Annotated in this window: 14 protein-coding genes; all 14 read left to right on the top strand. The window is 70.1% G+C overall.

The genetic code is table 11. From position 1 onward, the window contains the following. Window positions 1-49: 49 nt before the first annotated feature. The 14 genes from AB3X10_RS22335 to icmH all read left to right on the top strand — a co-directional run bounded on the left by AB3X10_RS22335 (window position 50) and on the right by icmH (window position 17,264). On the top strand, window positions 50-934 hold the full coding sequence (locus AB3X10_RS22335) for a hypothetical protein (protein ID WP_369977658.1): 885 nt from the start codon (window positions 50-52) through the stop codon (window positions 932-934). A 168-nt stretch (window positions 935-1,102) separates the two neighbouring features. Then, entirely contained in the window at window positions 1,103-2,083 is a 981-nt protein-coding gene (locus AB3X10_RS22330) for a hypothetical protein (protein WP_179569914.1), read from the top strand. Window positions 2,084-2,735: 652 nt separating this feature from the next. After that, window positions 2,736-3,293, top strand: coding sequence for a hypothetical protein (locus AB3X10_RS22325; RefSeq protein WP_369977656.1), 558 nt, complete (start codon window positions 2,736-2,738; stop codon window positions 3,291-3,293). A 150-nt stretch (window positions 3,294-3,443) separates the two neighbouring features. Further along, entirely contained in the window at window positions 3,444-4,103 is a 660-nt protein-coding gene (locus AB3X10_RS22320) for a hypothetical protein (protein ID WP_369977655.1), read from the top strand. 89 nt (window positions 4,104-4,192) lie between these two features. Then, a complete protein-coding gene (locus tag AB3X10_RS22315; RefSeq protein ID WP_179569908.1) occupies window positions 4,193-4,651 on the top strand; it encodes a hypothetical protein in 459 nt (152 codons plus the stop codon). A 283-nt stretch (window positions 4,652-4,934) separates the two neighbouring features. Then, on the top strand, window positions 4,935-7,430 hold the full coding sequence (locus tag AB3X10_RS22310) for a protein kinase domain-containing protein (protein ID WP_369977653.1): 2,496 nt from the start codon (window positions 4,935-4,937) through the stop codon (window positions 7,428-7,430). A gap of 61 nt (window positions 7,431-7,491) precedes the next feature. Beyond that, window positions 7,492-7,779, top strand: coding sequence for a PAAR domain-containing protein (locus AB3X10_RS22305; RefSeq protein WP_369977651.1), 288 nt, complete (start codon window positions 7,492-7,494; stop codon window positions 7,777-7,779). A gap of 73 nt (window positions 7,780-7,852) precedes the next feature. After that, complete coding sequence (locus AB3X10_RS22300; protein WP_369981952.1) at window positions 7,853-9,163, top strand: tetratricopeptide repeat protein; 1,311 nt, start codon at window positions 7,853-7,855, stop codon at window positions 9,161-9,163. A 316-nt stretch (window positions 9,164-9,479) separates the two neighbouring features. Beyond that, window positions 9,480-11,471, top strand: coding sequence for a type VI secretion system tip protein TssI/VgrG (tssI, locus tag AB3X10_RS22295; protein ID WP_369977649.1), 1,992 nt, complete (start codon window positions 9,480-9,482; stop codon window positions 11,469-11,471). 10 nt (window positions 11,472-11,481) lie between these two features. After that, window positions 11,482-12,018: a DUF6931 family protein gene (locus AB3X10_RS22290; protein ID WP_369977647.1), complete on the top strand. Its 537-nt coding sequence runs from the start codon at window positions 11,482-11,484 to the stop codon at window positions 12,016-12,018. 187 nt (window positions 12,019-12,205) lie between these two features. Continuing rightward, complete coding sequence (gene tagH / locus AB3X10_RS22285) at window positions 12,206-13,498, top strand: type VI secretion system-associated FHA domain protein TagH (protein WP_369981950.1); 1,293 nt, start codon at window positions 12,206-12,208, stop codon at window positions 13,496-13,498. Between the two features lie 101 nt (window positions 13,499-13,599). Beyond that, window positions 13,600-14,382 (top strand): YiiX/YebB-like N1pC/P60 family cysteine hydrolase, encoded by a 783-nt coding sequence (locus AB3X10_RS22280; protein WP_369977645.1) that lies wholly within the window; start codon window positions 13,600-13,602, stop codon window positions 14,380-14,382. A 256-nt stretch (window positions 14,383-14,638) separates the two neighbouring features. Beyond that, a complete protein-coding gene (gene tssK / locus AB3X10_RS22275; RefSeq protein ID WP_369977643.1) occupies window positions 14,639-15,973 on the top strand; it encodes a type VI secretion system baseplate subunit TssK in 1,335 nt (444 codons plus the stop codon). Between the two features lie 49 nt (window positions 15,974-16,022). Then, on the top strand, window positions 16,023-17,264 hold the full coding sequence (icmH, locus tag AB3X10_RS22270; RefSeq protein ID WP_369981948.1) for a type IVB secretion system protein IcmH/DotU: 1,242 nt from the start codon (window positions 16,023-16,025) through the stop codon (window positions 17,262-17,264). The last annotated feature ends 43 nt before the right edge of the window (window positions 17,265-17,307 follow it).

The raw sequence follows: 17,307 nt of genomic DNA, 5'->3' as shown, positions 1-17,307 counted from the left end.
TCGTGTCGGCGATGCAGTGTTTCACGAGGAAAAAATCACGATGGGAAGAGTGCAGCGCAGCAAGGCCAAGGTCGATTACGCCGCCGTCGTCGGCAGGTACGACCGCTATTCCTTCGTCTCGCCGAAGAAGCCGAAGCGGCAGAAAGTCATCCGCATCAACGCGGCCAGCGGGCGCGCCAATGCTGCGCCGCCTTTGACGTCGTGGCCGCCGAAAGGCATGCACCGGGACGTGATCTACCATGACGACCTGAACAATGCCTTCGGTTGGGGCGTCAGGGCGAACGACGAGATCTTCCTGCCGTTCGCCCTGCTGGATATCCGCCGTCGCACGATCTGGCAGGGCCTGGAGCAGGAGGTCGCCGGCCTGGCCGCCGACGCGCAGGCCTGCCAGCATTTCGATGCGATCGCGCAGGACATGCGCGCGCTGCTGGCGAACACGCGCATCACCGAATGCGTCGGCGAGGCGGCTGCGGCGATCTGCGTTCTCGATCTGCACCCTGGCGGCAACATGATCTGGGGCTACCACTTGCATGCCGGCACGGGCATCGACCAGATCTGGGAGTACCCGAAAGGCGGTGGCGTTTCGGATTTCCTGATCGTGGAGGCCAAGGGGCCGGGCGCGGGATTGAATTTTTCGCTCTTCGTTCCGCCCGGCTACAGCCAGATGGAGCAGGGCTGGATCGCCAATCACCTCTGCAGCATGGACCGCAACGGGCATGCGGCCGGGCAGCGAATCGTGAACGCGATGGGCTTGCAGTTCATCAACGCGCATCCCAACTACATGGGCGCGAGCAAGAGCTATTACGGCGTGGGGCCGACGAGCAAACACAAGCAGTCGAAGTCGCGCGTGTTCGGGATGGTGGTGACGGCGCAATGGCGCGCCGATGGGCGCCTGGGCTACGTGCAGTCCGGACTCACCCGGCATTTCGTCTGACGCGGACCGACGGGTGCGGACAGGGACCTGGACGAGACGACAGCCATCGTCGCGTCCCATGGCCAGGATGCCGGATCGAGTGAAATGGGCCGACGAGCATCGGCATCCCCCAACGGCGATCGTCGATCGCAACGAAAACGAAGGAAGAGGGCGCTGTACATGTTTGGAATGAAGGACTGGAAAGACCGATGGGACGACACGATCGCCTATCTCAATACGAATTTCCCCGCCGACCGGCTGGGCGACCATATCGATCAGCTCGTTCCCGAGAACAAGAAGAAGGGGATCGCCGGGCAGCTGTCGCTCGGCCGGCGCGACGACGGCAAGGACGATCCGCAGTACGCCGGCAACACCAGCCAGCGCAAGGCCTTGCGCGGCCTGTTGCTGTGCCAGCGCGTCTACTACTCGGAGCTGTGGGCCAAGCAATCCGAGGCGGGTCCTGGATTGCACGTCATTCCGTTGCCCGGCCTGCTGCAGGCCAATTGGAAGGTCGACAGCCTGGCGCACTGGAGCATCAAGAGCGAAGTGCAGATCCTGTCCGGCATCGGCATGTTCGTGACGGTGCCGGGCGCCACCCGCGACGACCTCAAGAACGCCGCCTTCGCAGGAGCGCCGAACGGCACCAGCCTGCCCGGCAACCTGACGCTTGCGCGCACCGACCTGGCCACGGTCGGGCAAGGCGTCATCTGCTACGTCGGCGTGCAAGGTTGGCTGGTGAAGAGCGGCCTGGTCTCGATGCGCTGGTTCATGCAGAACTCGGCGCCGAACAAGCAGGCCGGCTGCGACCTGCTGTTCGGTGCGGGCAGGGAGGTCTGGCGCGGCAAGATCGGCCCGGGGGACATGGCGCGCCTGGGCCGGATCGCGGCGGACATCGGCCCGGGTTACGTCGTGCACATCTGGAGCCCGGACAACTACAACTGGAACGGGCACTGGGTGGTGACCAACGGCGACGGCACGATCTGCGGCGTCAACAACGGCGAGTTCCTCGCAGGCGAGGCCGAGCGTGGACAGGCGGTGCAGAAGAACTACACCCGCACCAGCACGCTGATGGAACAGTTCCTGTCCTATGGCGGCGAGGGCGCGCACGCAGGCAGGAAAACGGCGGTGATGGCGGTGATCGATCCGCTGCAACTGCCCAATCGCATCTAGCAATACGCATGCCCGCCGATATGCATGGCGGCGGGCATGCGGTTTTGCCGGCGGCGGCACCGGCAAGCCTGAGACGAAGCGTCGGGTCGCCAGCGTCCGGCAGGCGTACGGTCCGAGCTGCGCCATCCATGGAAACGTCTGTGGGAACAGGATGCGCGGCGGATCCGGCAAGACGCCTTCGGCGGCAAGGTGCAGTCGCGCCCCTGGCACTGCCCGTCCATGCACCAGCGCTTCGCCGGCCGGCTGCGCAGCGCGGGAGCAGACGGCTGGCGGCCGATCGACCGGCGGCAAACGGAACCGGTCTCCAAGTCAGGGATGCCATGAACGCCACGAGTCCTCTTTCGCGCGAATCCGATGGCGACTGCCGGCCCGGCTCAGGCCGGTGTGGAGATCGTCTGTTCCCGTGTGCGTCGGGGGCGCGGCGGAAGCGACGCCGCCGCGATCGCGCTTCACCACGGCACTTCATCCAGGCGTGCCGCCGTGCCGGTGCGGCACGCCGGCGACGCCGCAGGCAATCGCTGTTGGGGCAATGAATGCAATCCGGGGGGAATTGCTCATTCGGAGCGGGACCCTCCGCTCGGTGTTTCTGCCATGCGCCGGGACCACGCCGGTTCCGCGGCCCGAATCCTTTCCTGGTGTGGAGGTTTGAGCGATGAGTGGTGGCTACAACAGCGCGTTCCTCACCGCCATGCGCGGCAATGCGACGCAGATCGCCTATCTGCGCAACAACGTCTTCGCCAGCCAGCCGCACATCGTTGCGGGGGTAGGCCAGCAATTGGTCAACCTCATGGCCGGCAATAGCGGGATCGAGGTCCACACCGCTGGCAACCACAGAAGTTTCTTCTCGCACGCGTTCATGGCGCACTGGCTGCCGAACAACCCCAAAGCCGCGCCGGCCATCACGCTCGGCACGGTCGGGGCGGACATCTTCTTCACGCCCGCGCTCACCGGGTGCGTACTGGAGATCAATGGCACCACGGTGACACACCACGATGCCGGTTCCACGACGCGCGATACCGCGGCACAGCTAGCGGCCGGCGGCGGAATCGGCCACCGCTGCTGGCACAACGACGCCATCGCTCCGGGCTTCTACGCATCGGTGGTGATCGGGGTGCGGCGCAATGGGGTGTGGGAGTTCTATCAGCAAAGCTACAACCCTGGCAGCGGCATGACCACGCCGCTGCCGGCCAATCAGGTGACCCAGATCTGACCGTGGCCAGCGCGCCGGTCGGCGCGCCGGCGGCGAATCCGGCCATGCGCTGCAGGTGGTCGCGCGCAGCGATCGGGTGGGCCATGCCCATCGCGCGGCAGACGACGGCTTCCCGCCCTGTCGGGAGGTGTGTTTTTCCAGGAGGTGAATATGCCGAAGACACAATGGAACCAGGTCGCCACCGCCGCCGAGAACCGGCGCGGGGCAGCGCAGCAGGATGCGTGGAACACGGCGCCGCGCTCGCTGGGCGGCGCCATGTGCAACATCACCAAGATCGCCAGCAACGTCCACATCAAGAACATCGTCGGCACGTACGGATCGCAGCAGACCTTCGCGATCGGCTTCGTCCGCTCCACCAGCGGTTTCGACCTGGTGGTGTCGTTGAAGGGCGTCACCGACGACGTCATCGGCTGGGTGAAAGGCATGAAGGCCATGCTGCTGCCGCAGGCGGACATCCACGATGTCGGCACGGTGCAGACCGGGTTGCATGCCGAAATGGCGATCGTGCGCTTCTGCGTGCACGACCTGGGTATCGCCAAGGCCGAGCTGGGCGGGGCGCTGCAGGTGGTGTGCGTCGGCAAGAAGGTCTGCCGGGACTGCGCCGGCTGGATGAACCAGCATGGCATCGGCCACTGTGCGGTGGTGAACGGCGACAACGGGGGAGAGGTCAAGTTCGCGGCGGGCAAGGTCTCGACCATGGGCGGCGGCATCTGGAAGAACCCGCTCACCTTGGGCACCTACTCCGGCGGCAACGATCTCAACCACTACTCGAAGGACGGCAAGACCATCAACCGGCCGCTGGGCTGGTGAGCCAGGCCCGTGCGGGCAATGGGCGCCGGGAAATGCCCGGATCCGCGTTCGCGAACGACGGTTCGCCTTCACAACCAAGGAGTCACGAGATGCCAGTCCTGATCAAGGTTCCCTACGACATCAACAGCGCCAACGGCGTGGTCCAGGCCTGCCTGAGGAAGAAGCGCGAAGTCGTCCAGTCGAAGGACGACGGAGGCATCACCGGCATCGGCGCGGGCTCGTGCTGTTCCTTCGTGTCGTACATGACGAACGGAGGAGACGTCGACAACGTGTTCGGCAACAGCCGCATCCGCATCCCGTTCAAGGTCAATGGGATCGAGATCGCGAACGCGTGCGCGCATGGCGAACTCACCGCCCTGTGGAACGCGATCGCCGACGAGCCTTCCATTCCCACGATACTGGCGATGTACATCGAGATGTCGCCTTGCACGAAATGCCAGAGCGCGCTGGACAACCTGCTGCAACCCGGGCAGGAAATCTACTACTCCTTCGACCATCCGGGCGAGGTCAAGGCTTGGCAGACCGCGGCCAAGCATCTGTGTGCATGACCCCGGCGGCCAGGGAGCGAGGATCGTGGCAGGGCGGCTTGCGGGACGCGGTTTGAGCTAGGCGTCGCGTCGCCGGGGATCCCGCGGGGAATGTGAGTCCTGTCACCGTTTATGCGCGATACTTGGCGGACTCTCCCCGCTTCCGCCGGCTGGCCATGCCCGACGCCCCGATCAGTCCGCTTTCGCCAGCCGGCCGGGGTCGCCTGGCGATGCGCGTGCCGCGCCGTGCGGAACATGGCGCAGGCACGGCCTCGCTCGGCCCCACGCAGCGGATCGCGCGCCCATGCCGCTGAACCCCGCCGCCTGGCAGCGCCTGCAGGCGCTGTTCCATCAGGCCTGCGCGCTGCCGGAATCGCAGCGTGCGGCCTTCGCGCAGGCGCAGGCCGGCGACGACCCGGAACTGCTGAGCGAGTTGCTCGGCCTGCTCGCGGCCGACGTGGGCGCCACCGAGTTGCCGCGCCCCGGCCTGCTCGGCACTCTGCTGGGTGGCGACGGCAACGCCGCCGAGCTGCCGCCCGGGACCCGCTTCGGGCCGTGGGCGATCGACCGGGTGATCGGCCGCGGCGGCATGGGCCATGTCTATCTGGGGCATCGCGCCGACGGCGCCTACGAGCGCGAGGTGGCGATCAAGCTGATCGCCGCGACCGCCCTGGATGCGCAGCAGCGGGCGGTGTTCGAGTTCGAATGCCGCCTGCTGGCGCAGATGCAGCATCCGGCGATCGCGCAGATCCACGACGCCGGCACCGATGCGCAGGGGCGGCCGTACCTGGTGATGGAATACATCCGCGGCGAGCCGTTGACCCGCTGGTGCGCGCAGCGGGCCTTGTCGCTGCGCGCGCGGGTGGAACTGCTGGTGCGGGTCGGCGAGGGCGTGCAGCACGCGCACCAGAAGGGCGTGATCCACCGCGATCTCAAGCCGAACAACGTGCTGGTCGGCGAGGTTGATGGGCGCCCGGCGCCGAGCATCATCGACTTCGGCATCGCGGTGGAAACCGCGCAGCCCTCGCGCAATCCGGCCGGCGCGAGCGGCACGCCCGGCTACATGAGTCCGGAGCAGGCGCAGGGCGACGACGGCGGGGTGGACGCGCGCAGCGACGTGTATTCGCTGGGCGCGCTGCTGTACGAGCTGATCTGCGGGGTGCGCCCGGAGCTGTTCGAGGCGGGCGTGCCGGAAGCGCCCTCGTGCTGGATTCAGGCGCAGCCGCTGCCGCAGCAGCGCGAGTTGGCGCAACAGCGCGGGGCGTCGCCGGCGCAGCTGCTGCGTGCGCTGCACGATGGCCTGGATGCGATCGCGCTGCAGGCGATGGCGCCGGACCGCGCGGCGCGCTACGCGTCGGTGTCGTCCTTGCTCGACGACCTGCGCCGCTGGCTCGGCGATTATCCGCCGCGCGCGCTGCGCCGCTCGCGGCGCCGCGACGCGCGCAAGTTCGTGCAGCGCAACCGCGGCGCGGTGCTGGCCTCGCTGCTGGTACTGACCGCGCTGTTCGGCGGGCTGGCCGCCACGCTGTGGTCGTTGCGCAACGCGCAGCGCGAGGCGCAGCGGGCGCAGGTCACCGCGGACTTCCTCGGCTCGCTGCTGTCCAGCGTGGACCCGGCGGTGGCCCAGGACAAGGACAAGACCCTGCTGCTGCAGGTGATGGACCAGGCCTCGCAGCGCGCCACGCGCGAACTGGCCAGCCAGCCGCAGGCGCTGGTGGAAGTGGAGCTGACCATCGGCCGCAGCCTGATGGCACTGGGCGAATACAAGCGCGCGGTGGCCGAACTGGAATCGGCGCGGCGCCATGCGATCGCGCACTTCGGCGCCTACAGCGAGCAGGAGCTGCAGATCATGCGCCTGCTCGGCGAGGCGCTGGTGCCGGTCGGCCAGTCCAGGCGGGCCGCCGCGATCCTGCGCGACGGCATCGCCCAGGTCCGCCTGCGCAGCGGCGATGCGGCGCCGCTGGCCTACGACATGCAGTCGCGGCTGAGCTGGGCGCTGCGTGCGCAGGGCCAGACCAAGGCCGCGCTGCGCGAGAGCCAGTTGGCCTACGAGGGACTGTCGCGGGTGCTGCCGGGGGACGACCAGAGCGTCCTGACCGCGGGCGACCGCTATGCCAGCAACCTGGCCGATGGCGGCGACTACGACCGGGCGATCGCGCTGATCCGTGCGCTGATCGTCCGTCGTAGCGCGCGCCTGGGCGCGGAGCACCCGCTGACCCTGTCGATGCGCAACAGCCTGGCGGTCTATCTGCTGATGAAGCGCGACTATCCCGCCGCCGAGCGCGAGCTGAGGGCCGTGTTGCCGGTCGTGATCCGCCTGTACGGGGAGCGCGGCTCGGACACCCAGATGATCTACAACAACCTGGCCGGTGCGCTGCGCCAGCAGGGCAAGGTGGCCGAATCCGGCCCGTACTACCGCAAGGCGCTGGACAATGCGCGCGCGCTGTACGGCGAGGACAACACGACCACCGTCATGGCCCGCACCAACCACGCCTTCTGGCTGCTGGACGACGGCCAGGCGGGCCTCGCTGCGGCCGAACAGCGGGCGGCGCTGGCCAGTGCCGAGCGCATCCTCGGCGGCAAGCACGAGGTGACCGCGGAAATCCTGCGCGGCCTGGCCGAGGCGGAGATCGCGCTGGGCCAGCGCGCGCAGGCGCGCACGCATGCCGAGCGCGCACGCGCGATCCTGTTCGGGCTGTATGGCGATGCGCCCGGGCCGCTGGCGCAGGTGCGCGAGACCCTGGCCAAGCTGGAAGCGCCGGATGCGCCGCGTTCGGCACTGGTGACTGAGACGAAATGACGGGTCGCGCGCCGGCGCGCGCGCCAAGCTGGCGGCCTGGCCACTGCGCTGTCGCTTTCGCATGCAACCTGCCGCCCGCCTCACCGATCTGCACGTCTGCCCGATGGTCACCGGGGTGGTGCCGCATGTGGGCGGGCCGATCGTGGCGCCGGGCGCGCCGACGGTGTTGATCGGCGGGTTGCCGGCGGCACGGATCAGCGACACGGCGGTGTGCGTGGGGCCGCCGGACAGCATCGTGTCCGGCGCGCCGACCGTGCTGATCGCGGGCCTGCCCGCAGCGCGGCTGGGCGACAGCACCGCGCACGGCGGGGTGATCGCGCTGGGGTGCTTCACCGTATTGATCGGATAAGGGGAGCGGGGCGATGCAGCAGGCGGGGGCCGCGCTGGCGCGGCATGGGGATGCGGACGCGGTCGCGGCCGGCATGGGGATGCCGGCCGCACCGACGCTGGCGCAGACGATCGCGGTGCACCGGGCAGGGGAGCTGGACGCGGCCGAGCGCGGCTATCGCGGCGTGCTCGCCGTGCAGCCGGCGCACGCGGACGCGCTGCACTTCCTCGGCGTGCTGTGCCACCAGCGCGGGCGCAGCGACGAAGCGCTGCAGCTGATCGGGCAGGCGCTGGCGCTGGTGCCGGCGTACCCGGACGCGCACAACAACCTCGGCAACGTGCACAAGGAATGCGGACGCCTGGCCGAGGCCGAGGCCTGCTACCGGCGCGCGCTGGCCTGCGCGCCGGCGCACCACAACGCGCTGAGCAACCTGGCGGTGGTGCTGGAGGCGCAGGCGCGCCTGGACGAGGCCTTCCTGGCCTATGCGCAGCTGCTGCAGCAGGTGCCCGGCTTCGCCCACGGCCACTACCTGCTCGGCCTGTTCCTGCGCAACCACGCGCAGCATCACCAGCATCTGGAGCAATCGGCCGACTGCTTCCGCAGCGCCTGCGAACTGGATCCGGCCAACCTGCGCGCGCTGGAGGCGCTGGGCACCGCCTGGTACCTGCTCGGCCGCCACGACGACGCGGTGGCGGTGTACCGCGACTGGCTGGCGCGCGATCCGCACAACGCGGTGGCGCGGCACATGCTGGCCGCATGCGGCGGCAGCGCCGCGCCGCCGCGCGCCGACGACGCCTACGTGCGCGACGTGTTCGACGGCTTCGCCGAGAGCTTCGACGAGCAACTGCTGAACAATCTCGACTACCGCGCGCCGCAGCTGCTGGCCGATGCGCTGGCGCAGGTGCTGCACGCGCCCTGCGCCGCGCTGGACATGCTCGACGCCGGCTGCGGCACCGGCCTGTGCGCGCCGCTGCTGCGGCCGCACGCGCGGCACCTGGCGGGGGTGGATTTGTCTGCGGGCATGATCGACAAGGCGCGCCAGCGCGGTGGCTACGACGCCCTGGTGGTCGGCGAGCTGACCGCGCACCTGCAGGCGCAAGCGCAGGCCTGGGACGTGGTGGTCTCGGCCGATACGCTGGTGTACTTCGGCGACCTGGGCGAGGTCTGCGCGGCCGCGCACGGCGCATTGCGCGGCGATGGCTGGCTGGCGTTCACCGTGGAAGCGCTGGACGCGGCGGCCGACCGGGTGCAGCTGGGATCGAGCGGACGCTACCGGCACAGCCGCGCGCACGTGCAGGCCGCGCTGGCGCAGGCCGGGTTCGCGCGCGTGCAGATCCGCGCCGACCAGCTGCGCAAGGAAGGCGGTGTGCCGGTGCAGGGCTGGGTGGTGCTGGCGCGGCGCTGACGCCGTGCCACGCCAGCCGCATCCGGATGGTCGCTGCGGCCGGGCTCGGGCATGGCCGGCGCAGACCGTGCCGCCGCCGCGCGCCGCGGTCGCTGCGGACGGCAGCAGGCGTGGCCCGCGGGCGCAGCGCCGGCGGCCGCAAGGCTGAGACGAAATGTCGGCTTTCGCGCCGGGCGGCATGTGAGTATCGCCTTGCCGGCAGTGCACAGGGGCGGCCTTCGGGCCTGGGCCGACGCTGCGGGCCGCGCCGCGAACGCCGGTCGCGATCGCTGCCCACCGTCCGCATTGCGCGGCGATCGACCTCCCGGACAGAACGATGACCACGCCCACGATGACGCTGCACTCCGACCTCGGCGATGCGCTGCTGTTCTGGCGCATGCAGGCCACGGAAGCGCTGGGCGACCTGTTCGAGTACCGGCTGACCGCGCTCGGCACGCAGCCGCGGCCGGACCTGCGCGCGCTGCTCGGCACCTCGATGGCGGTGCAGCTGAAGGCCGGCGACGGCCACGTGCGCTGGTACCACGGCATCGTCGCGCACGTCGCGCAGACCGGCTTCCACGTCGTCGACCGGCTCAGCTATGCGGTGCTGGAGGTGACCCTGGTGCCCAAGCCGTGGCTGCTGACCCAGCGCCGCGACTGCCGCATCTTCACCGAACAGAGCGTGCCGGAGATCGTGCGCGCGGTGCTCGACGGCATCGGCTACGGCGATGTGACCCTGAGCCTGAGCGGCACCTATCCCAAGCGCGACTATTGCGTGCAGTACCGCGAGGACGACTTCAACTTCATCAGCCGCCTGCTCGAGCAGGAAGGCATCTACTACTTCTTCACCCATGGCCAGAGCGCGCATACGCTGGTGCTGGCCGACGCGCTGGGCGCACACGCCAGCAGCAGCGGCTTCGAGACCCTGCCGTACGTGCCGCCGGGCCAGCACGCCAACGTGATGGGCGCCAGCGTCAGCCAGTGGCAGCTGGCGCGCAGCGTGCACACCAGCGCGCACCAGCTCACCGACTACGATCCGCTGCGCCCACGTGTCTCGCTGGCGGTGGACGAGGACATCGGCCATGGCGGCGACCTGCATCCTGTCAGCGGGCTCAACGCTTTCGACTATCCGGGCACGCACGTGCAGCTCGCCGACGGCAAGCGCTATGCGCAGGTACGCGCGGAGGCGCACAACGTGCAGCGCTCGCGCTATTGCGGCGACAGCGACGCGGTCGGCCTGCGGGTGGGCGCGCTGTTCTCGCTGAAGGCGTTCCCACGCCCGGAATGGAACCAGGAATACCTGGTGATCGGCGCGCAGACCACGCTGGAAGCGCCGGGCTACGCCTCCGGCGCGGGCAGCGGCGGCGCGCCGTTCGCGTGCCGGTTCCAGGCCATCGAGAGCAAGCTGCCGTTCCGCGCTGCGGCGCGCGCGCGGCAGCCGCTGATTGCCGGCCTGCAGACCGCGGTGGTCACCGGCAGCGAGACCGACGAGGACATCGTGGTCGACCAGTACGGCCGCATCCAGGTCAGCTTCCACTGGAACAGCGCCACGCGCGACGGCAGCAAGCCATCGTGCCCGGTGCGGGTGGCCTCGTCGTGGGCGGGCAAGGGCTGGGGCGCGATGAGCCTGCCGCGGGTCGGGCAGGAAGTGGTGGTCAGCTTCCTGGAAGGCGACCCGGACCGCCCGCTGGTGATCGGCAGCGTCTACAACGCCGACCACATGCCGCCGTTCGCGCTGCCGGACAACAAGACCCAGAGCGGCGTGCGCAGCCGCAGCGCCGGCGGCGGCGCTGCGGATTTCAACGAGATCCGCTTCGAGGACAAGCTCGGCAGCGAGGAACTGTTCGTGCATGCGCAGAAGGACCTGCGCGAGGAAGTGGAGCACGACCACTTCGCCACCGTCGACAACGACCAGACCAGCACCGTCAAGCACGACCGCAAGCACAAGGTGGACAACGACGAGACGCTGGACGTCGGCAACAACGCCACCCATGCGATCGGCAAGAAATTCAAGCTCAGCGCGGGCACGGAGATCGAACTGGTCACCGGCGCGTCGAGCATCGTGATGAAGAGCAGCGGCGAGATCGAGATCAAGGGCGTGACCGTCACCGTCACCGGCAACAACGCGGTGAACGTGGAGGGCAAGGTGCAGGTGGCGATCAAGGGCGGGGCGACCGTGGACATGGGCGCCGGCGCCAGCGTCAAGGTGCATTCGGACGCGATGCTGGCGCTGGAGGGCGGGGCGATGGGCACGCTGAAGGCGCCGATGCTCAGCCTCAAGGCCGATGCGCTGCACCAGATCGGCGGCGCGCTGATCATGATCGGCTGAGGAGGTGGCGATGAACGCGATCGAGAAGGCCTGCTTGGACATGGAGCTGTCGGCGCCGGCGCGCGCGCAGCTGGACACCGCGCAACCGGCGCAGGCCGCGGTGCGCGTGCTGCTCGACGGCGGCCAGCCGCAGGACGCGCTGAAGCTGCTGGCGCGGCTGCTGCCCAAGCGCTACGTGGTCGCCTGGCTGTGCCAGTGCGCGCGCGGCGAAGCGCTGTCGCCGGAAGACCGCGCCGGCGCCGCGCTGGCCGAGAAATGGGTGCGCGAGCCGAACGAAGCCAACCGCCGCGCCGCCTTCGCCTTCGCCCAGGCCGGCGGCTATGCCTCGCTGGGCGCATGGCTGGCGGCGGCGGTGGCCTGGTCCGGCGGCAGCCTGGCGCCGCCGACCCAGGACACGCCGGTGCCGCCGGCCGAGCATCTGACCGCACGCGCGGCGGTGGCGGCGATCAACCTGCTGGCCGCGCAGCAACCGGCGCAATTCGAAGCGCGCCGCCACGGCTACGCGCTGCATGCGCTGGAGTTGCTGGCCGGCGGAGCGGCGGCATGAGCGGCTTCGCGCCGCGCTGTCGCATGCGCGCCGCACCGCATCGCCGCCGGCGCCCGCCATCCGCAGCAGCGTGGCCGCGGCCGCGCCGCGCCACCCGAGCCGAAGGAATCCCCGCGTGTCCCTACCGTCCAGACTGACCCTTACCGTCGCCGGCCAGGCCGCCGCCCAGTTCGGCGCGCGTGCGCAGATGGCGTTCGCCCAGCGCGGCGGCAGCATCGGCCGCGCCGACGACAGCGACTGGGTGCTGGCCGCGCCCGGCGTGTCGCGCACGCATGCGGTGGTGCGCTACCTCAACGGCATGTATTTCATCGAGGACCGCAGCACCAACGGCATGCTGCTCAACGGCGCCGCGCTGCTACGCGGCGATCCGGCCGCGCTCGGCGACGGCGACCGCCTGCAGCTGGACAGCTTCGAGATCCAGGTGCAGCTGCAGGCCGAGGCGCCCGCCGCGCCGCCGCCGGCGGTGGCGGTGCACGACGACGCGCCGGACCTGACCCAGGTGGCGCCGGCGCCGCTGCCGCCGCGCGCGTCCGGCAACGCGCCCGGCGCCGACGCTGGCGGTGCGTTCGATTTCGACTTCGGCCTGCCCGGATTCGGCGGCGCCGCCACGCCGGCGCGCGGCGCCTACGACGACGCGCTGCTCGGCGATCTCGGCGTCCCCGGCGCGGCCGGCGAACTGGATCCGCTGCGCCTGCTCGATCCGCTGCCGGCGCCGCCGGCAGCGCCGCAGCCCACCCACAGCTGGAACCACAGCGACGCGGGCCACGACCATTTCCGCGTGCCGGCGCCGCCGGCGCCGGCCGCGGCGCGCGGCTTCGAGCTGCCGGAGAACTGGGACCTGACCACCGGCGATTTCGCGCCGGCGGCGCCGGCGCCGAGCGCCACGCCCGTGCCTGCCGCGCCGCCGCCGTTCGTCACGCCCGCCGCCGCGTCGCCCATGCCATCCACGCCGATGCCGGACGAGATGGCGCGGATCTTCGAGATCGTCGTCGACGGAGTGATGGAGGTGCTGCGCGCGCGCGCCGAGATCAAGAACACCTTCCGTTTGCCGGTGACGGTGATCCAGCGCTCGGAGAACAACCCGCTGAAGTTCGCCGCCACGCCCGAGGACGCGCTACAGAAGCTGCTGGCGCCGCCGAGCCCGGCGTTCCTGTCCGGCGTGGCCGCGTTCGACGATGCCTTCGACGACATCCGCTGCCACCAGATGGCGATGCTCGCCGGGATGCGCGCCGCGTTCGAGTCGATGCTGTTCCACTTCAGCCCGGACCGGCTGGAGCAGGACGTGGACGCCAACGGCAAGCGCCTGGCCTTCGCCGGCAAGGGCCGCTACTGGGAGCGCTACCGCGACAACTTCCAGGCCCTGGCCAAGGACCCGGACGAATGCTTCCGGCGCCTGTTCGGCGACGAGTTCGCCCGCGCCTACGAGGCGCAGCTGGCGCGGCTGAAGTCGGCGCGGCGCGCGGGTAAGGCTTCTCTCTGAACGTCGGTGGGCGCAACCGGGAGGTCGGCTGCGCTGCAATGGGCAACCGGGCGTACTTGCAGTAGATTGGATCCGGATCGTCGACGTGTCCGGAGCAGATCATGAAAAGGATTTTTCTCGCGTCTCTCCTGCATCCCTTGTTGCGGCCGCTGGATTGGGCCTATCGCGTCACCGATCGCCGTTACGAAGGGCTCTGGCTCGGAGGGCCTGCACAACTTCTGCGCGTGTCGGATGTGCGGGAGGGCGACATCCTGTTCGGCGTGGGCGAGGCGCGGCAACGGACGTCCTGTGCCGACGTGATCGCTCATCGGGTGATTTCCCATTTCTCGTCGGGCCCTTATGTGCACGTCGGCATCGCCCTCGCATACAGCGCCGGTCGGCGACCACGGATCTACGAAGCGGTCGCCAAACCCGGCGTGCAGAAGGTCGACATTGCGGCATTCGTCGAACGCTATGCCTATGTGAGTGTCTATCGATTGTCTGCGTGGCAGACTGCGGACCTGAAGCAGGTCAGGCGATATGCGCTAGCCCGGCTGGGACAGCGCTACCGTTTCGCAGGTGCCGGTGCATCGGCGCTGCGGCAATGGCGGCTGCTGATCGACGAGTGGCGCCGCACCCGCAATGGCGACTTCGCGATTCCGGCACGCGCTGCTTGCCGGGCGCGTCTGGCGGTCGGTGCGTTCTGTTCGTCGTTCGTAATCGATGTCCTGGCCAATGCGGCCATTCCTGGACTCGACGATGCGCTGTGGCAGTCCAATGCGTACACGCCCAACGGCTTGGCCGAGGCGGCGCAGCTGCTGGAGTTCGAGGGATTCATTGCCTCCAGCCTGGACGTGATCGATGCAGACGATCCTGCAGTGCGCGGCGCTGTGGGCTGGCGCTGAGCGCGATCCGCGCCGTAATCCGGCGTCGCCTAGCCGTGGGAACTTCGCCATAGCTGTTGTGTGTTAACGCCTACTGCCCTGAGACGAATTGTCGGGTAGCGCGCACCCGCGCTGGCCACACTGCATCCCGCCAGCCTGGACTGCGCGCGCCGCGCGCCACGTCCGGGCCGTCGGCAAGGGGATCGCATAGTGGGGTCGGTTGCTGCGTCCAACGCCGCGGCCGCATCGCCATCGACAGCAGCGGACACGGCGGATCATGCACAACAACAAGGTCGTCTGGAGCGAGGGGCTGTTTCTGCGCCCCCAGCATCTGCAGCAGCAGGAGCGCTACCTGGAGCGCTACGTGGAGCTGCGCGCCGGCGGCCTGCATGCCCATGCCTGGGGCTTCTCCGAACTGGAACTGGAAACCGACCTGCTGGCGATCGGCAAGCTCGGCATCCGCCGCGCGCGCGGCGTGTTTCCCGACGGCACGCCGTTCGCGATCCCCGGCGACGATCCGTTGCCGCCGGCGCTGGACGTGGAGCCGAACTGGCGCGACCAGACCGTGTACCTGACCCTGCCGCTGCGCGCGGCGGCGCAGGCCGACGTGGGCCGCGCCGAGGCGCCGCCGGACCAATTGTTCCGCTACCGGGTGCGCGAGACCGAGGTTGCCGATGCCTCCGGCAGCATGCAGGGCGCGGTGCTGATGGAAGTGGGCGGGATGAGCACGCGCCTGCTGCCGCAGTCGCAGCCGCTGGAAGGGCTGACCCGCATGCCGCTGGCGCGCATCGTCGAATCGCGCGCCGATCGCCAGGTGACGCTGGACGAGGCCTTCGTGCCGACCGCGCTGGCCTGCCAGGCCGCGCCGCGGCTGGCCACGTTCCTGGTCGAACTGCTCGGCCTGCTGCACCAGCGCGGCGAAGCGCTGGCCGCGCGGGTGTCGGTGGGCGACCGCGGCGGCGCCGCGGAGATCGCCGACTTCCTGCTGTTGCAGGTGGTCAACCGCTGGCAGCCGCTCATCGCGCACTGGTCGTCGGCGCCGCTGCTGCATCCGCAGGACCTGTACGCGGCGCTGCTCGCGCTGGCCGGCGAACTGAGCACCTTCACCACGCCGGGCAAGCGTCCACCGGCGTGGCCGGCGTACCGCCACGATGCGTTGCAGCCCAGCTTCGAACCGGTGATCGCCAGCCTGCGCGGCAGCCTCAGCGCGGTGCTCGAACAGACCGCGCTGCCGATCCCGGTGCAGGCGCGCAAGTTCGGCGTGTGGGTGGCGATGGTGCCGGATGCGGCGCTGTTCGACAGCGCCGCGTTCGTGCTCGCGGCCAAGGCCGACGTGCCCGCCGAAGAGCTGCGCCGGCAATTGCCGCTGCAGGCCAAGATCGGCCCGGTGGAGAAGATCCGCGACCTGGTCAATCTGCAGCTGCCCGGCATCGCGGCGATGCCGATGCCGGTGGCGCCGCGACAGATCCCGTACCACGCCGGCTACCTGTATTTCGAATTCGACAAGCAGTCGCCGCTGTGGCGTACGTTGAAGGGCTCCGGCGGCATCGCGTTCCACTTCGGCAGCGAGTTCGCCGGGCTGGACCTGCAGCTGTGGGCGATCCGGAGCTGAGCGCATGAATTCACGTCCGCCCGTCGATCCGTTGCGCGATGCCACCGTCATGCGCCCGCAGCGCGGCCAGCCGGCGCCGGCCGCGCACGCCATGGCGCCCGCGCCCGGCGATGCCGACATCAGCGAATTCCTCGGCCGCAGCGTCAATCCGCTGGTGCAGGCGGCCAGTCCGCTGCTGCTGCTGGCGGTGCAACTGCGCCACAGCGTGGCGCTGCCGGACGTGGCCCGGCTGCGCGAGCAGGTGACCGCGCAGGTGCGGCGCTTCGAGCAGCGCGCGCGCGACGGCGGCGCGGCGCCGGAAGCGGTGACCGCGGCGCGCTACGTGCTGTGCGCGATGCTCGACGAGGCGGTGCTCAATGCGCCGTGGGGCGAGCACAGCGGCTGGTCGCAGAAGACCTTGCTGGTGGTGTTCCATGGCGAGTCCTACGGCGGCGCCAAATTCTTCCAGATCCTCGAGCGGCTGTGCGCGGACGTGCCGCGCCACATCGACCTGATCGAGCTGATGTACCTGTGCCTGGCGCTGGGCTTCTGCGGCCGCTACCAGATCGAGGCCGGTGGTCGCGCCAAACTGGCCGAGATCCAGGACGACCTGTACCGGCGCATCCGCGCCCAGCGCGGCGCCGCGGCGGACACGCTGGCGCCGCACTGGCAGGGCGTGGACGACCGGCGCCGGCGCCTGGCGCGCTACCTGCCGCTGTGGGTGGCGGCGCTGGGCATGGCCTGCATCGTGCTGCTCGCGTTCGCGTGGTTCAACGCGCGGCTCAACGCATTGTCCGCGCCGATCAGCGCCGCCGCCGCGCAGATCGGCCTGCAGCGCGGCACGCCGCCGGACGCGCTGCGGCCGCCGCCGCCGCGCATCACGCTGAAGCAGTTGCTGGCGCCGCAGGAGCGCGCCGGCCTGCTCGTGGTCGAAGAACAGGCCAACGGCCAGGCGCGGGTGCGGCTCAACGCCAACGCGATGTTCGCCTCCGGCGGGGTCGAGGTCGATCCGGACCAGCTGCCGCTGCTGGGCAGGATCGCGGCGGCGCTGGAGCAGTTGCCGGGGCGGGTGATCGTGGTCGGGCATACCGACGACCAGCCGCTGCGTTCGCTGCGCTTCAAGGACAACTACGCGCTGTCCGCGGCGCGCGCCGAGGCGGTGGCGCAGCTGCTGGGGCAACGCCTGTCGGTGCCCGGGCGGATCGAATCGGCCGGCGCCGGCGATTCGCAGCCGGTGGCCGTGCCGCCGGACCTGGCGGCCAACCGGACGCGCAACCGCCGCGTCGAAATCCTGTTCCAACCGGGGGAGTGAGCGCCGTGGGCAAGCTGCTGGGAACGCTGCGATCCGGCTGGGT

Origin of the sequence: Xanthomonas sp. DAR 80977 (assembly GCF_041240605.1) — a bacterium.
In the GTDB taxonomy this organism is placed as follows: domain Bacteria; phylum Pseudomonadota; class Gammaproteobacteria; order Xanthomonadales; family Xanthomonadaceae; genus Xanthomonas_A; species Xanthomonas_A bundabergensis.
Note: the sequence above shows the minus strand (reverse complement) of the source record. Positions and strands in the feature narration are given on the sequence as shown.